At 62.1% G+C, this 16,297-nt stretch carries 17 protein-coding genes; 5 read left to right on the top strand and 12 right to left on the bottom strand.

The genetic code is table 11. The annotated features are described in order from the left end of the window. Positions 1-142: 142 nt before the first annotated feature. Both ACZ7GB_RS04925 and ACZ7GB_RS04920 read right to left on the bottom strand, forming a co-directional pair. On the bottom strand, positions 143-607 hold the full coding sequence (locus ACZ7GB_RS04925; RefSeq protein ID WP_472157832.1) for an MAPEG family protein: 465 nt from the start codon (positions 605-607) through the stop codon (positions 143-145). A gap of 57 nt (positions 608-664) precedes the next feature. Further along, positions 665-1,000, bottom strand: a complete 336-nt coding sequence (locus tag ACZ7GB_RS04920; RefSeq protein WP_078545629.1) for a YegP family protein — start codon at positions 998-1,000, stop codon at positions 665-667. A gap of 193 nt (positions 1,001-1,193) precedes the next feature. Here ACZ7GB_RS04920 and ACZ7GB_RS04915 point away from each other — a divergent pair, with 193 nt between their 5' ends. Continuing rightward, on the top strand, positions 1,194-1,724 hold the full coding sequence (locus ACZ7GB_RS04915; RefSeq protein WP_472157831.1) for a universal stress protein: 531 nt from the start codon (positions 1,194-1,196) through the stop codon (positions 1,722-1,724). Positions 1,725-1,925: 201 nt separating this feature from the next. On the opposite strand, the gene ACZ7GB_RS04910 is transcribed toward ACZ7GB_RS04915, so the two are convergent. From ACZ7GB_RS04910 to ACZ7GB_RS04865, 10 genes are all read right to left on the bottom strand, one after another. Beyond that, positions 1,926-5,135: an autotransporter domain-containing protein gene (locus tag ACZ7GB_RS04910; protein WP_472157830.1), complete on the bottom strand. Its 3,210-nt coding sequence runs from the start codon at positions 5,133-5,135 to the stop codon at positions 1,926-1,928. A gap of 365 nt (positions 5,136-5,500) precedes the next feature. Continuing rightward, positions 5,501-6,385, bottom strand: a complete 885-nt coding sequence (locus ACZ7GB_RS04905; protein WP_472157829.1) for a DMT family transporter — start codon at positions 6,383-6,385, stop codon at positions 5,501-5,503. A gap of 128 nt (positions 6,386-6,513) precedes the next feature. Then, positions 6,514-6,978 (bottom strand): GNAT family N-acetyltransferase, encoded by a 465-nt coding sequence (locus tag ACZ7GB_RS04900; protein ID WP_472157828.1) that lies wholly within the window; start codon positions 6,976-6,978, stop codon positions 6,514-6,516. 59 nt (positions 6,979-7,037) lie between these two features. After that, entirely contained in the window at positions 7,038-7,535 is a 498-nt protein-coding gene (locus ACZ7GB_RS04895; protein WP_472157827.1) for an anthrone oxygenase family protein, read from the bottom strand. Between the two features lie 154 nt (positions 7,536-7,689). Next, positions 7,690-8,118, bottom strand: a complete 429-nt coding sequence (locus ACZ7GB_RS04890; protein ID WP_472157826.1) for a DUF4345 domain-containing protein — start codon at positions 8,116-8,118, stop codon at positions 7,690-7,692. A gap of 25 nt (positions 8,119-8,143) precedes the next feature. Continuing rightward, the gene (locus ACZ7GB_RS04885) at positions 8,144-8,971 is read right to left on the bottom strand and encodes an NAD(P)H-binding protein (protein ID WP_472157825.1); all 828 of its coding nucleotides are present in this window, start codon (positions 8,969-8,971) and stop codon (positions 8,144-8,146) included. 108 nt (positions 8,972-9,079) lie between these two features. Then, the gene (locus ACZ7GB_RS04880) at positions 9,080-10,084 is read right to left on the bottom strand and encodes an AraC family transcriptional regulator (protein WP_472157824.1); all 1,005 of its coding nucleotides are present in this window, start codon (positions 10,082-10,084) and stop codon (positions 9,080-9,082) included. 196 nt (positions 10,085-10,280) lie between these two features. Next, the gene (locus ACZ7GB_RS04875; protein ID WP_472157823.1) at positions 10,281-11,195 is read right to left on the bottom strand and encodes an AraC family transcriptional regulator; all 915 of its coding nucleotides are present in this window, start codon (positions 11,193-11,195) and stop codon (positions 10,281-10,283) included. A gap of 57 nt (positions 11,196-11,252) precedes the next feature. Beyond that, on the bottom strand, positions 11,253-12,206 hold the full coding sequence (locus ACZ7GB_RS04870; RefSeq protein WP_472157822.1) for an alpha/beta hydrolase: 954 nt from the start codon (positions 12,204-12,206) through the stop codon (positions 11,253-11,255). 83 nt (positions 12,207-12,289) lie between these two features. After that, on the bottom strand, positions 12,290-12,478 hold the full coding sequence (locus tag ACZ7GB_RS04865; protein ID WP_472157821.1) for a hypothetical protein: 189 nt from the start codon (positions 12,476-12,478) through the stop codon (positions 12,290-12,292). 108 nt (positions 12,479-12,586) lie between these two features. Here ACZ7GB_RS04865 and ACZ7GB_RS04860 point away from each other — a divergent pair, with 108 nt between their 5' ends. From ACZ7GB_RS04860 to ACZ7GB_RS04845, 4 genes are all read left to right on the top strand, one after another. Next, positions 12,587-13,060 (top strand): autoinducer binding domain-containing protein, encoded by a 474-nt coding sequence (locus tag ACZ7GB_RS04860; protein WP_078545647.1) that lies wholly within the window; start codon positions 12,587-12,589, stop codon positions 13,058-13,060. A gap of 487 nt (positions 13,061-13,547) precedes the next feature. Beyond that, on the top strand, positions 13,548-13,958 hold the full coding sequence (locus tag ACZ7GB_RS04855) for an FMN-binding protein (protein ID WP_158522096.1): 411 nt from the start codon (positions 13,548-13,550) through the stop codon (positions 13,956-13,958). 7 nt (positions 13,959-13,965) lie between these two features. Continuing rightward, the gene (locus ACZ7GB_RS04850; RefSeq protein ID WP_472157820.1) at positions 13,966-14,712 is read left to right on the top strand and encodes an FAD:protein FMN transferase; all 747 of its coding nucleotides are present in this window, start codon (positions 13,966-13,968) and stop codon (positions 14,710-14,712) included. Next, positions 14,709-16,235, top strand: coding sequence for a ferredoxin--NADP reductase (locus ACZ7GB_RS04845; protein WP_472157819.1), 1,527 nt, complete (start codon positions 14,709-14,711; stop codon positions 16,233-16,235). The genes ACZ7GB_RS04850 and ACZ7GB_RS04845 overlap by 4 nt, the downstream gene beginning before the upstream one ends. Positions 16,236-16,297 lie beyond the last annotated feature (62 nt).

Here is a 16,297-nt window from a genome sequence, read left to right as displayed (position 1 = left end):
TGGTGCCTTTGCCGGTGAAACCTCGGTTTCAATGATAACGCTGATGATTGAGTCGGCGAGATCTATGCGTCTAGACCAGCGAGCCGACCGTCCCGGCGCCTAGCTGTGCTGAAAGGCGCGGGCCCCTCCCTTTTGCTCGGGCCTACGCAATCGCCACCCAGAGAACATGAAGGGCCATGTAGATCACGATCAAAGACCCGATCGTGTAGAAGGTCGCCCGGACTTCGTGGGTTTGGCGCGTGGCATAAGCCAAGAAATGCGCAAGCCGTGTGGCAACGAACCCATACATCAGAGCCTGCGCGAGCCAAAGTGCGGGGTCGACCATGACGAACAGGAAACCCGCGACCCAGAAGGCTGGAATGTTCTCCAGGTCGTTTCGATGCATGCGCCGAGACCGATCAACATAGTCGTTGATCTCAAGCTGCGCCGGGTCGGGCGCCTTATTGAGAAGGCCAGTTTGAACGTCCTCCGGGCTCGCAAGCCCGGAGTTGGTTTTCTGCATCCGGTAGACCGTCATCCAGCCCTGGCCCATCACTTTGAGCACCATCAGAGCGGCTGAAATCACGTAAGTCGCAAAGACCGGATTTTCCAAGCTCAGTAGGGCCATCGCATCCTCCATGGACCGCTCATTCGGGGCGCGTCACGCCGACGGAACGGCGCCTCTTCAAGCTGTCAGATCGTCGAGCTTGGCATCTGGTGCATTATTTTTCACCGATGTGATGCCATTCTCGCGGGCGGCTTCGCTGCTATAGGCTTCGCTGGTCCCGATAACCTGCCCGTTGGTGGCCTTGAGGTTGAACATCGGTTTGCCCGACGTCGTGGCCTTGCGCTCATAGCGCTCGTCCTGCGGCGCGTTCTTGCGCACGGATGCGATGCCCTGTTCGGCGCTTGCCTTTTGCTTATAACCCTCGCTGGCAAGGATGGTCTCACCGTTCCCGGCTTTCAGTCGAAAGCGGTATTCGCCCGCCTTGTCCTTATAGAGTTCGAATTTTCCAGCCACCTGTCTGTATCCTTTTGAAAACTGCTTACGCGATCAATTTGAAGCGAGCAGTCCTTCGTTGGCAATGCCTTTCGGATGCCCCCAAGCGTCCACACGGCCAGATTGCAGGGGCATTCGTTCGGCGTTGAGCGCAATCAATGTGGCGATGCGTCATCGCTGTGATGCTGAAGCGTGAACACCGAGGGAGTATGACATGGTCAAGAAAATTCTCATCGCAACCGACGGTTCGGACGCGTCAAATCGGGCGGTGGAGCTCGGAGCAGATATTGCCGCGCGCTTCGGGGTGCCGGTCGTGCTCCTCCATGTTCTGTTGCGCGATCACCTCTCGGAGGGGCTGCGGCACATGGCCGAAGTGGAATACGAACCCGCGGAGGGTGGTCGGACCCTCTTCGAAGCGGTTTCGGCGCTGCCCCACGCCCGCTTCCCCCTCGCGGATCTCATACCGAAGAACGCCCGGACTGAGGACGAGTTGCTGCGCGCCGTGGCAAAGCGCATCCTCGACGTCGCCGAACGCACGTTGCAAGATAATGGCGTGGAGCGCGTGGAAAGTCTGACCGCGGATGGCGATGCCGCCCGCCGGATCGTTGAAGCTGCCGAAGACTCCGGCGCAGATATGATCGTGATGGGCGCGCGGGGGCTATCGGACCTCAAGGCGCTGATTGTTGGAAGCGTTTCTCAAAAGGTCCAGCATCTGTCTCCCGTGACCGTCGTGAGCGTCCGCTGATCTCGAGACTTGACCCGAGCGGAGGCAGCGGCCCTGATGGGCGTCCGAGCAGAGCTACGATCACGCGCAATCGTCAACTTCTGACTATGCGCTCTGGACCATGCCCATGGGCCGACATCAAAATCAGCCCATGGTTCTCGTTCTGCGAGGTCGCGAAAGCTCAGTGGACCTTCTGATTTTGTGCCGTTCTGAACTTCGAAATCAGAAGGAGATATGCATCGAGGCTCTTACCTGTTGGCTATGTGCGGAAGCGAGGTCGGAGGTGAACTGATAGCCCAGCTCGAAGTCCATGTTCTGATCGACCGTTCCGCGCAGCGACAGCCCGAGGGTCAGGGCATCCTGCGATTGCGTGTCCCCGGCGAAGGAGTAATCCATCGTTCCGAGATCGGCGTAACCGAGAGTTTGCGTGAAGCCACCATTGAAAGCATGCCGGTATTCCAGCTGCGCGCCGGGTGTCAGGGTCCCCCAGTCGCGACGCATGTCATATTCGGCCGTGATCCCGATGACGCTCGAAGCTGTCGTGTTTTCGAGCTTTCCGTAGTCTAGCGCCCAAACCGACGAGCCGGTTTCCGAGTAGCTGTCCAGCGACAGTTTCACCACGTCGAGGCGGCCATAGCTCGACGTGCTCCATCGTCCCAATTGCCCGAGTTGCGATAGGCCGAGCGAGCCGAAGAGCATATGGCCGCCGCGCTCGCCCGAAAGCATCACGCCGCCGTCGGTCGAGTAACGGTTTTCCCGGAAGTCCAGCTTCCCATAACCGCCTGTCGCATCGAGGAAGAGATCGGGCTTCATCTGCCATGTGGCGTAGAGCGAAACGGTTTTCGCCCGCGAGCGCGACTTGCTGCCGTCCGGCCCGAAGGTCGTCCGGTTATATCCGAAGCCAAGCGCGGCCCCTGCGGCGATGTCGCTGCCGAAGACCCGGTCGACACCGAGCGTGATCCCCTGCGTCGAGAGCTTGTTGTTATAGCCGCCATCGACCTGATCCCTGCCGAAATCGAGCGTGCCTGTCGCCCAGATACGGTAGGGCAGATCAGAGCCGTTCTGTGCGGGTTGCAAAGCGCGGGAAACGAGATCGATGACCTGCTCCGGCTCCGAGGAGCTCTCCGAATTGGTGGAGGCCGGATCGAGAAGGTAGTTCGTGGTTGGCGAGGTCGCCCCTTGGGCTGCCGAAGCCTCCGGCGCACCGCCTGTCCCCGCAAAGGCTTGGGATGTCGTTCCCCAACCGGTGCGGCTTCCGCCCGAGCGCAGCATGCCGTGAAGAGAGTCGAGACGCCGATGGGTGTTGTCGATCTGGGTTTGCGCGAAGCGGTGCGATGTCGAAACCTGCGAGACGATCATGCTTCTCACGGTCGGATCGAGCTCGGGGGCAGGGCGACCGTTGACGGCCAGGGACTGTGCCGCCGAGCTTGCGGGCGCATTGGCGGCATCCCCGGAATAATCCGCGGTGATCGAATGCGAGCCGATCGAGAGTGCGCGTGTCGTGTAGCTCGCCGTCGATCCGGATAGTGCGACCGTCGCAATCGCGGTGCCACCGTCGCGGAAGATGATGTTGCCGGTCGGCGAGGCACCGCTCGTCACACTCGCCGTCATTGTGACCGGAACGCCTTGCAGCGCGCTGCTCGACGAAAGGGTCAGCGATACTCCGGTCGCGGCTTTCGAGACGGTAAAGCCCGCGTAGCTTTGTTGATCGGTATTGCCCGCGCCATCCTTCACCTGCACCGTGAAATCGTAGGACCCGGCCGTTGTCGGCGTTCCGCTCAGGACACCGCCACTGCTCAGGCTGATATTGGACGGAAGGGTGCCCGAGGCGATCGAGAACGTGTAAGGCGCGTTGCCGCTCGTGGCGGTGATCGTCTGATTGTAGGGCGTGCCGACCATTGCGCCGGGCAGGCTCGTGGTGGAGATCACCGGCGAGGCGGCCGTCACGTTGAACGCGTAGTTTTGCGTTCCGGTATAGGGCCCCGTGCCGGTCGAGCTGTCAGTGGCGATGACGGAAAAATTGAAGCTGCCGTAGCCCGTCGGCGTGCCGGAAAGCACGCCGCCTGACGACAGGGTCATGCCAGTGGGCAAGGTGCCGGAGACGGAATAGCTAAAGGGGGCTGTGCCGCCACTCGCGGTGATCGTCTGGCTGTATGCCGTGTTCTGCGCCGCATCGGGCAAGGTCGTTGGCGCCACGGTGATCGTCGGTTGGTTCACCGTCAGCGTGTAGGTTTTCGTGGCGCTCGCCGGCGACCCTGTGCCGGTGCTGCTATCGGTTGCCTTCGCTGTGAAGGAGAAAGTGCCGCCCGCAGTCGGTGTGCCCTTGAGGGTCCCGGAGGTCGTGAGGTTCACCCCCGCAGGTAGGGATCCCGATTGAACTGTAAACGTGTAGGGTGCGATGCCGCCACCGGCCTTGACCACCTGACTATAGGGGCTCCCCACCGTCGCATTGGTAAGAGAGGCTGGCGAGGCAATGCCTATCGTCGCTGAGGCGATCGTCAGGGTGAAGGACTTCGTCACCTTGAAGGGCCCGTTCCCGGTGCTGGAATCGGTGCCTGCGACAGTTAACTGGAAAGTGCCGCTGACCGTGGCTGTGCCGGAAATCGTGATGGATGTGCTGTTGAAGGCTGTGACGCTAAGACCAGCGGGGATGCCGAGGATCGAATAGCCGATATAGGGGGCCGTGCCACCCGAGAAGGTGAAGGTCTGGCTGTAGCTCTGTCCGACGGTTGCGCTTAACGACCCGCTGGCGGCGATGCTCAGGGTGGGATTGCTCACGGTGATCGAGGCGGTCGCCGCGTTCGAAGTTCCGGTGGAATTGGTGCCGGTATAGGAAAAGCTGTCCGCCCCGGCATAGCCGGCGGTGGGCGTGTAGGTGATCGAGGTCCCGCTGACGCTGGTCGTCCCGTGGGAGGGCTGCGAGGTCACCGCAACCGAAGTCGGGGTGCCGCCGCCGGAAAAGTCGAGCGGGATGCTGTTGGCGCTGCTGCCATAGGCAACCGTCTTCGAGACCGCGCCGGCCACTGGGGCTGCGGGCCCCGAGCCGGTGTAGGCCACGGTGATAATGCCGCCGTTATAGGTTGCCGTATCGAGCCCATTGACCGTGACGATCGGGATGATCTCCAAATTCGACGTGTCGCTCGACGTCGTTACATAGCGCGCCGTGCAGGTGACCGTTGCGTTCGTCTGGTTCGTGCCTGCCGGGCAAATTGTCTGAACCGAGCCGGCGGGAAACGCCTGAAAGGTGATCGAAGCGGAATTGTAGGCGTAAGAGTCCGTGTTGAAGGTGACGCTCAGATCAATGGTCTGGCCTGCGCCGGAGAAGGTCGTGGGAGATGCGGTCGGCGTGCCCACGAAGGTGACGGCGGCGGCGGCCTGTCCGAAGAAGATCAACGCCGTTGCGATCCCGAGGGCACGCAGCGCTGTGCGCATTTTTTGATCCAAGCGGCTGGCTGGATTGTCGCTCTGAGTGGATTTGGCGATTGCCGTAGCGGCAGGTTCACGACATGCGACAAGACGCGCGAACAGGCGCGCAAGCTTGTTGAAAGCTTCCATTTGAAATTGTCCCCGTTTGGCCCCCACAGGCCTGAATTTATTGATTTTCGGCGCGTTGACGTAACGTGCGTCTCATCCCTGTTTTCAATCAGGTGGATAAGTTCGTGGCTGTCAAATCACTAACGCGATTATCACCGATACGTGAGTCGGGCATTTCTCGCCAAGGCGGTGTCTTTCCGGTCGGATCGCAGGGTTTCGCTGCGGTTAGCCCGATATCCTCTTTCTCGGTGACACAACTCGCTTCAGTCGCTGGCCTGTCTATGCTCGCGGAAGATCGTGAAAACGCCGCTCGCGATGATGATCGCCGCGCCCACGACCGTCATCGCATCGGGGCTCTCACGCCAGATGAGCCAGCCGAAGAGGGTAGCCCAGAGCAAACCGGTGTAGTCCAGAGGCGCCACGACGACCGCAGGCGCGAAACGGAAGGCCTGCGTGATCATCGTCATCCCGGCGGTGCCGAATATCGCGAGCCCCGCGAAAAGCCAGAGATCCTCGGACCGCACCGGCACCCAGACGAATGGCACGATCAGCGCACTCAGCAGCGCGCCTGCGCCCGTCAGGTAGACAAGCAAAGTCCACACGCTCTCGCGGCTGTCCACCCAACGGGCGCTGAGCATCAGCAGGGCATAGACAAGTGCCGTCGCGACTGGCAGCAGTGACACCAGCTGAAACGTCGCGCCGCCCGGGCGGATGATCACGAGAACCCCGAGAAACCCGACCAGCACGGCGAGCCAGCGCCGCCAACCGACCTCTTCCCCGAGGAAAGAGGCTGAAATCACGGTGATGAAGAAGGGGGCGACGAAGATAAGCGCGGTCGCCTCTGCCAGACCGAGATGGATGAAGCTGGTGAAGAACATCATTGCGGCCCCAACCCAGAGCGCACCGCGCAGCAAATGCGCAAGCGGCCGGTGCGACCGCAAGGCTTTGGGGCCACCGAAGAGCAGCGCGATCACGATGGTGGCCGGCAGGGCGATCACGTTGCGTAGGAATAGGATCTGCAGGGGAGAATAGCCGGCGGTCAGTGCTTTCGCGAAGGCATCATTGGCGCTCAGACAGGCCACGCCCACGCACATCAGGAAGATGCCCTGCGTGTAAGGTCTCGGCGCGTTGGAAATCGCAGAGCTCATCGTCACCTCCCTGATTGGACCAGCCCCACAAGGAGGGTTCAAACGAGCCAGACCTACACTGTCGGAGGGAGCGCGGAAAGCGCGACATGGTTCTTTGGAGTTCGCCTGCAGGATTAGTCGCCTCTCCCTCAGAGCTTCAGCTTGTATCCGACATGGGTCGGTTCAAATCCGAGACGGTCATAGAAGCGATGCGCGTCCGGACGGGCCTTGTCCGTGGTGAGCTGAACCAGCGAACACCCGCGCGCCCGGCATTCGCTGATCGCCCAAGCAAACATCGCCTCACCAAGCTTGCCGCCCCGATGGTCGCGCGCGATCCGCACCGCCTCGATCTGTCCGCGCCAGGCGCCCTGTCGGGCGAGGCCGGGCAGGAAGCTGAGCTGCAATGTTCCGACGACCGCTCCCTTGCGCTCGGCAACGACCAGCCGCTGGTTCGGGTCGTTTTCGATTGCGGAAAAGGCCGCGCGGTAGGCCTCTGGCAGTGGCGCGCGCAAGTCCTCGCGCGTGGCCCCCAGCGGATCGTCGGCCAGCATTTCGACGATCTCGAACAGATCGGTCTCGCGAGCCGGGCGAATGGTCAGCGGTGTATCGATCATGGTCTTGTCCTCCTTCAAGAGTGGCAGATCCGAGCGCGGCGGCTCCAGCCCGAACCCCGTCACACCTGTCCGGCGATCGTGACGGTCGCGCCGAGGTAGCCGATCGAGGCGGCCAGTGCGGCCACCCAGCGCAGATGGTTCCAGCGGGTCCAGTCGCGCGTGTAGCTGGCCCAATAGGCATGTGCGTCGGGGCTTCGGTGCTCCATGCGGTCAAGACGCTGATTCATCGGCACGTTCTTGCGGGCGGTGACCGCCACGACACCGACGATGTAGAACCCGGCGGCAGCGGCGAGCCAGAGCGCCACGTCAGGTCCCGCAAGGCATATCCCGACGACCGCGAGCAGGATCGAGACGAAGGCCAGCCCGAGCAGGAGCGTGGCGAATAGCGATCGATAGACCTCACGGTTTATCATCTGCATCGCTTCGATCCCGGCTGCGGGTTCGGCCCGTCCAAGCGCGCGCATCACGAAATCGGAGAAGGAGAGAAACACACCTGCGACGAGGCCCGTGGCAAGCGTTGCGGCGACGAGGCTGATTTCGAAGAGTTGTTGTATCATCGGGGTGTCTCCTTTTGGAGCGTTCGGTTGGAGGTGCCGGCGGCGCTGTGAATGTGGCAGCGAGCGATGAAAATCAGCCTTTTGGATGCCCTGCACGGCAGACTTTCCCGGTCATATCGATCACGCCCGGAAGGGCCCCACCGCCGCGGCAGGTTCAGCGCGCGGGCTGCGCCGCCGAGAGGCCGGGTGCCCGCTGCCAAAGGCGGCGGCGGAACGCGGCGAGGCAGAGCGCGGCAAGGATCAGTTCCACGACGAGGGCACCGATCACGTTGCCCGAGGGCATCCCGTCCGCGATCAGTCCGACCAGCCGTCCGACCGGAAAGGCGATGAAGACCGTCAGGGCCGCAGCCATGGAGACGGGCAGGGCTGCCTGCCGCCAGATGCCGAGGAGCATCAGAAGACCGAACCCCGCGAGCCCGGCGCCGGGCGCGCGCAGTTCGCTCAGTAGATTGGCGTCGTCGCCCAACCTGATGCCGTAGGTGGCGTAGAAGGCGTGCGGCACGAACAGGATGGACGCGCCGATGGTGAACGCGGTGAGGCCGGAGAGACCGAGCGCGATCTTCTCGAACAGGGTGGGTCTCATGTCATGTTCCTTTCATAGGGCGGTATCAGGCAGCGCTTGTCCAGGCGCCGGTGCGGGCAGCGGCCCGGGCGAAATCTGCAAAGTCGCGGGGCGCACGGCCGAGCGCGCGCATAACGCCGTCCGCGGTGTGGGCGTTGCGCCCGTCCAGCGTTTCGCGCGCGATGGCCGTGAAGACGTCGGCGACGAAATCGCCGCCCGCCTGCGCGACGGCCTCGTGGAACGCATCGAAGCTGATCGGGATGTGCCGGATCTCGCGCCCGGTGGCGCGCGAGAGCTCGGTCGCCATGTCGGCAAATGTCATCAGCCGCGGTCCCGTCACCTCGTAGAGTTCGCCCTTATGGCCGTCTTCGGTCAGCGCGGCGACGACGACTTCGGCAATGTCGTCGATGTCGATGATGGGCTCGGCGACATTGCCGCCGGGCATCGGAAGAACGCCGGAGAGGACCGGGTCGCGAAGGTAGCCCTCGGAGAAGTTCTGCGCGAACCAGGCGGCCCGGACGATCGTGAAGTCGATGCCGGACTTGCGCACCACCTCTTCGCCCAGCCGGGCGTGGTGTTCGCCGCGACCGGAGAGCAACACGAGGTGTTCGACGCCAACGTCGCGGGCCGTCTCGCAGAGGGACTCGAGCTTTTCCACCGCCCCGGGGAAAGCAAGGTCAGGAAAGTAGGTGACGTAGGCTGCGCGCGCTCCGCGCAGGGCTGGCGCCCAGGTTTCGGGGGCGTCCCAATCGAAGGGCGTTGCAGAACTGCGCGAGCCGCGGCGCACGCGAAGGCCCCGCGCCTCGAGGCGGTTGGCGACACGGCGGCCGGTCTTGCCGGTGGCGCCGATGACGAGAATCTCCCGGTCTTGCATGGGCTGTCTCCCTGGCTTCGGTTTCGATAACCAAGGGATATGCGCAGGGAGGCAGCGCGGTCTTGACCGGTGAGGCCATCCTTTTGACCGCCGTCGCCAACGCGCCCGTCAGCGGTGGGTCATATCCTTGCGGTAGCTCGCCGGCGTCGTGCCGACCCAGCGCTTGAACGCGCGGGTAAAGGCGCTCTGCTCGGAGAACCCGGTGAGGAACGCGATTTCAGCCAGGGAATGGCTCTCGTCGCGCAAGAGCCCCTCGGCGAGGTCGCGGCGGGTTTCTTCGGTGAGCCTCTGAAAGTTCACCCCGTGCTCGGAGAGGCGCCGGTGAAACGACCGCGCACTCAGCCCGAGACTACCAGCGATCTCGGACATTTTGGGTGCGCCCTCGCTGAGGGCTTGGGCAATTGCGGTTTTCGCCTGCGAGACGAGCGCGGGCTCCTGCGTGATCTCGGCCATTTCCGCGTCGAGATGCTTTGTTAGATATTTCGAAATACCCTCGTCCCCAAGAATATTGGGTCGGGCCAGCGTCTCGTTGTCATAGAGGATCGCGTCGAGATCGGCCCCGAAGCGCACCGGACAGCCGAACCAGTCTTCGTGTGCGGTAATCGAGCGCGGGGCGGGATGCCGGACAAGCACCTCCACGGGCGCGAGGGGCACTGGTGCGACCTGCCTTGCGATGGACACGGCGCTCGCAAGGGTCGCCTCGTTCGACAGCCGCATCCCGAGGCGTCGCTCGCCTTCACGGTGCAGGATGAAGAGGGTGCCCCCGGCCTCCGGCCGCAGCTCGTACTCGACGACGCTGGTCCAGAGGCGCGCATAGCGTTCGACCCGCGCGTAGGACGCCCCGAGCGTCGTTGCGGCCTTGAAGGCCAGTCCAAGCGCACCGTATTCGTCGAGCCGCATCGAGGCGCCCGTGCGCAGCGGAAGATCCGTCACGTCGATCTGATCGGCAATTTTCTCGAGCATGTCGTAGTAACGCTCGGCGGAAACCATCCGCCCGGCGTTCCAGGGATCGTCAGGAGTAATCCCGACGCTGGCCAGCATCGCGGCAGCGTCAACGCCACCGCCCGCTGCGGCGACGATCTTGCGTGCGAAGAGAGACGTCACATACCCCATGTCCCGCAGTCTACGGTGCGCGTGGTGAGCCGCCAAGCTCACGTTGGCCCCGAGCGCGCGGCGGGCAGGGTGGCCTCTTTTCGCCAGCCCTTCCTTCTAACATGAGAGTGCAGAAGGAAGATGCTGGCCCAAACCGGATATTCGTCGCTGGAGCTGATGCAGCGCAAGAAACCCCGCCTCAAGCGATATAGGCGTCTTATATCGCTACATCGAGCCGCAGCTGGTCGATGTCCTTCTTGGGAGGATTTCCGAACAGCCGGGAGTATTCCCGGCTGAACTGCGAGGGGCTTTCATAGCCAACCTGGAAGGCCGCGCTGGCTGCATCGAGATGGTCGTTGAGCATCAATTGGCGCGCCTCGTTCAGACGGAGCCATTTCTGGTATTTGAGCGGGCTCATCGTGGTGAGCTCGCGGAAATGCTGGTGAAAGGTCGAGGCGCTCATCTGTGCGCGGGCCGCGAGGTCGTCCACCCGGAGGGGTTCGGCATAGTTGAGCTTCATCCAGTTGAGCAGGGCGAGAATGCGTTGGTTCGGGCTACCGGCGGCGACGAAGGACCACAAACGGTCTCCCTGATCGCTGCGCAGGAGCCGGTAGTGGATTTCCTGCCGGATCAGTGGCGCAAGAACAGGGAGGGCCTCGGGCTCGTCGAGAAGCGCCACGAGCCGCTCCAGCGGGGCGAGAAGGTCAGAGGTCATGGTGCCCACCGCGACACTGCTGCGCTCCTTTGCGTGAGAGGGCGGTGGCGTCACGTTGCGCGCGACCATCTCGGCCAGCATCCGCTGATCGAGCTTCAGGACTAGCCCGAGGCAGGGCCGTTCTTCGCTCGCCTCGATGATCTGCGTCTGCCCGGGGATTTCCAGAGAGGTGATCAGAAAACCGGACGGGTCGTATCGATGCGGCGCGCCGCCCACGAACATCTGCTTGGCCCCTTGCGCCACGACCAGAAGCGCGGGTTCGACCAGACAGACATCCGGCTCGGTCGGGCGCGTGCGACGAAAGAAGCTCAGATCCGCGAGAGGGGTCGAGACATCTTCCGAACCCTCGGCCCATTTCGCGATCATCGCGGCGAGGGCGTCGTGCGAGTGTCCATATCGGATGGTCTGCTCATTCATCGGCATCATGCCCCGTCTGCAGGTCGGAGCCGCCCGCAGGCGGCTCCGAGCATTTTATCACAGGTTCTCGGTGAAGAAGCTGGTGAATTTGTCGAAGGGGATCTTGTCGACCTGATCGTAGAGATCGGTGTGGTTCGCATCTTCGACGATGAACAGCTCCTTCGGTTCGGCCGCGGCGGCGTAAGCCGTCTCGCTGAAATAGAGCGAATGCGCCTTGTCGCCGTGAACGAACAGGCTCGGACGCGGCGAAATTTCGTCGATATAGGTCAGGAGCGGCATGTTCATGAACGACAGGGGCGTCGTCAGAGTCCAGGATGCGTTCGAGTTGACCGACCGGGGGTGGAAGCCGCGCTCTTCGGACTTGTAGTAACCGGCGTATTCCACGACGAATTGCGGCTCGCCGCCCTGAAGTTCGAGCGAGACCGGGCCATAGGCCGGAGCGCCGTTTTCCGCATCGACCCAGCGCTGCTGACCGAGCGCCTCGAGAGTTTCCGCGCGCTGCTCGGGCGTGGTGCTGTCGAAGTAGCCTTTGGCCATCATCCGGCTGATGTCATACATCGTGGTGACCGCCACGGCCTTGACCCGCTTGTCCACCGCGGCTGCGTTCAGGCCCATACCGCCGAAGCCGCAAATGCCGAGGATGCCGATGCGCTCGCGATCGACCGTCTCCAGCAGGCCGAGATAGTCGACGGCGGCGCTGAAATCCTCGGTGTTGATGTCGGGCGAGGCGACATTGCGCGGGCTGCCCCCGCTTTCGCCTGTGAAGGACGGGTCGAATGCCAGAGTGACGAAGCCGCGCTCGGCGAGCGTCTGCGCGTGGAAGCCGGAGGATTGCTCTTTCACGGCGCCGAAGGGGCCGCTGATCGCGATCGCGGCGAAGGGGCCGTCGCCCTTGGGAGCGTAGAGATCGCCCGCCAGCGTGATGCCGTAGCGGTTGGTGAAGGTGACCTTGCTGTGGTCGACCTTGTCGCTTTTCGGGAAGGTTTTGTCCCAGTCTTGCGTGAGTTCCATCATGTGTCCTTTCGAGATCGACGCGCCAATCTGCGTAGCGGCGTTGCACTCGAAATAAGTCCCGAAGGCCGGAGACAGGTATATCATTCCGGGGGTATTCTTGCCTGATCCTCCGAAAGCGCATTTTCTTTCGCTTCTCTGGTTGCGAGGTGTCGTTTCAGGATGCCGATCCCATCGGAACGGCGCTGTCGCGCTTTCTGCCCAAGGCACTCCCGACCCGAAAACTCCCGCTGCGGATGCTCCAGAGTCTTCAGGCACAGCACGGGTTTCATCGGTCCCAGCTCGTTTCCCGAATTTACAAATCGAAGTTTTCAAGAAACTGCCCTAAATACGCCAAAAGCATCGGCGAAGAGTTGCAAGATGTGGTCAGGAGGCGAGACATGGATAATCTGCGTAAGATAGAGGACCTATTGCAACGTCTGAACCGGGTCTGCGATTGGACATTCGCGTTGGGCTTGCATGTTCGCTTTGCTAGTCCGACCCTTAGTTATCTCACCTACCCAAAAGAGTGGGTCGATTACTACACTGAAAAAGAGCTCGTTTTTGTGGATCCGACCGTCCGCTGGGCGATCTCCAATCAGGGCATTTGTGACTGGGAAGATCTCGCCGACGGTGACCAGAGTGACGTGTTCGGCGCCGCCGCGCGTTTCGGATTGCGCTTCGGAAAAGTCATTGCGCTTGGGGAGCTGGACCGCTCGCTCGGTTTCTTTGCCCATCCGTCTCGTCCGATCACGCAGGACGAGATCGAGCAGGCTCAAACATTGATGCAGGAGCTTCACGATGTGACCCGCGATGCGCTGGACATGTCCGAGGAGGAGCTTGAGAAATTGCGTCAAATTATCGTGCCAGCGTAACTGGTCGTTTGAAGGCCGGGCGCGATACGGTCGGGGCGCGTCGCCCGTCTCGAGGCCGGCGCGTCGATCGTTCTCATCTCGGTCTGGGCAGGGCAGCGTGCGAACCGTCCGCGCGTTGCCAATAGCTTCCGTGCCCAACCTCTCGTCGGCTTTCACCCCGGCATATGGGCTGACGATCCTCGCAGAGACTGCGTTCCCCCACAGGTTGCTGTTTCGGCGGCAGTGAGGCTGACGGCGCACAAGTGCTGGCAGGGTGAAAGATCCGCGAAGGAGAGGCGACACCCCAAGCTGATATGGGGGCGGGCGCGACTGCGTTCTCGATAGGGCCGCTCCCTTCGCTCGCAATTGCTTCACGCAAAGGGGAACGGGCGCGACTTCAATGTCGATGCGGAACACGTATCTTTATAAGTGGTCTGGGGGCAGGCGAGCGACCGTCAAATCGAAGTCACCGGGCCGGGAGCCCGCAAGGAATATCAGGAGGTCCCCAATGACGAGCAGGAAGTTTACAAGCGCACTTTCAGGCACCGTTCTCGCTGTGCTGCTCAGTTCGACCGCGGCATCGGCAGGCTTTTTCTCGAGCTTTTCGCAACCTCGCCAAATTCCCGCGAACGCTCAATTCCAGGATGGCACTTGGACCGGGTCTCCGGTCCGCCAGTATTACGGCTATGTGCAGGTGCAAGCCCATGTGAAAAATGGGAAAATCGCCTCCATCGACATCCTGAGATCGCCGACGGATCGCAGGACGAGCCGCTATATCAACAGCAAGGCGCTGCCGATGCTCGAGCGCGAGATCGTCATGGCGCAGAATACCAACGTCTCTTACATTTCCGGCGCAACGCTCACCAGCCAGGCGTTCCTGAATTCGGCAAATGATGCGCTGCTGAAATCGCTGAAATAGTCCGGCCATGACCGTCGAGACGCGGATCATCATGGGAATGCCGATCACGCTCGACATCCCGAATTCCGAGGGCGCAGACATTCACGAAAGGGTGTTCGACGTCTTCAATGACGCGGATAAACGCTTCAGCCCCTTCCGCCCTGACAGCGAAGTTTCGCGCTTCAATTCGGGCGAGATCGATGAGCCCGCACTCAGTTCCCAGATGCGCGACGTCCTGAAGATCGCCCATGACATGCAAGAGATCACGGACGGGTATTTCGACATTCGGCGCGAGGATGGAACCATCGATCCTTCCGGTGTCGTGAAAGGATGGGCGATCCTCGGTGCGGCCCGACTGCTCGAGAGAGACGGGTTCGAGAATTTCTGCATCGACGCGGGCGGAGACATTCAAGTCGGCGGGCGCGATGCGCGCGACCGCGAGTGGTTGATCGGTATTCGCAATCCCTTCGATCCGCGCCAGATCGTCAAGGCGATCGCGCCAAGAGGGCAGGGCGTGGCGACGTCGGGCAACTACGTCCGTGGCGACCATATCTATGACCCGCATGACCGAACCAGCCGCATCGAAGGCCCCGTCAGCATCACCGTGATCGGGCATGACGTTCTCGTCGCGGACCTACACGCCACGGCGGCCTTCGCGATGGGCGACAAGGGCATCTACTACATCGAAGCCCTCGATGGCCTCGAAGCCTACCAAATCCACCAGGATGGAACGGCCGTGCAAACGACCGGTTTCAAGGAGTTTGTCTTCTCATGATGAAACTGATCAGGCGTTCGCTGAATGGCGTCACGATGTATCGATTGATGGTCTATTATCTCGGGATCCTGTTTCTGGGCGGGATTGCGGTCGGCATGATGGGAGCGGCCTTCCTCGACCCTGTCGGGCTGGTCGTGTCGCTCGTGCTCTCTGTAGCGAGCGCCTGGGTGACGAACCGGCTTTTCAGCTTGTTTCTGAAGCTGCCGACGAACGCGGAATCCGTCTATATCACGGCCCTGATCCTCGCGCTCATCATGCCGCCCGCGGATTTCGCCGATCCGATGACACTGGCCGCGATCGTGCTCGCATCGGTCGTCGCTATTGCGTCGAAATTCATCCTGACGCTCGGGCATAAGCACATCTTCAACCCGGTGGCGATCGGTGCGGTCGTTGCGGGGCTTGGGCTCAACACCCCGGCCTTGTGGTGGGTCGGGGGCACGCCACAGCTGTTGCCTCTGGTGATCCTCGGCGGGCTTCTCGTCGCCTACAAGATCGAGCGCCTCGGCATGATCGCGGTCTACATCCTGTCCAACCTTGCCGCCGTTCTGGTAACGACGCCCCCGGGCATGATGGGAATGGCGCTGCAACAGACGCTCCTCTATTCGCCGCTGTTCTTTGCTGGTTTCGCAATGCTGACGGAGCCGCTGACGGCCGCGCATGGTCGCTGGTCGCGGCATGTCTACGCCACCATCGTCGGGGTTCTGTCTTCCTCGAACATCCATATCGGGACGATGTACTTCTCCCCCGAAATGGCCTTCCTCGTGGCGAATATCTACGCTTGGGCCGCCAGCCCCAAAGGTCGGTTCAAGATGAAGCTGGTCGGTGTCGAGGAGATCGCCGCGAATTGCTACGAATTCGTCTTTCAGTCGGATCGCGCCCTGAAATTCCGGGCGGGTCAGTATCTCGACTGGACGCTGGGGCTGTCGGGGTCGGACAAGCGCGGCAACCGCAGGCCCTTCACCATCGCCTCCGCGCCCGGGGCCTCGGCCGTGCGGGTTGGCGTCAAGTTCAACCCTCAGGGAAGCGCGTTCAAGCGGGGGCTTTTGCGGATGCAGGAAGGCGACACGATTTACGGCTCCCAGATAGCGGGCACATTCGTCCTGCCGCGGCAGCGCGAGAAGAAGCTTCTGTTCATCGCAGGCGGAATTGGAATTACCCCGTTTCGCAGCATGATCGCCGACCTCCTCGAACGCGGTGAGAAACGCGATATCGTTCTGGTCTACGCGAACAGGTCAGCAGACGAGATCGCCTATCGAGAGCTTCTGACACGCGCGCGCAACGAATTGGGGATGAAGGTGGTCTACGCGGTGTCCGGAGAACCCGGCTCCGCCATATATGACGATGTGACGCTGGTGCAGGGCCGGATGGACGAGACGAACTTGCGCGAATGCGTTCCCGATCTGGACGAACGGCGCGTTTATGTGTCCGGTGCGAGCACGATGGTTTCCGGGTTTCTGAAGATGCTGCGTAAATGTGGGGTCCGTCGCAGATGGATTCACACCGACGCCTTTGCCGGGCTGTGATGACGGCGGCATTTTTCTGGAGTGAATGCCGCGCTGTCCTGAAAGCCTCGATGAGAGCGGGA

It is taken from the genome of Thioclava sp. PTB-PU3-1 (assembly GCF_055666785.1).
The sequence above is the reverse complement of the archived record's forward strand: the minus strand, read 5'-3'. Positions and strand labels throughout refer to the sequence as shown.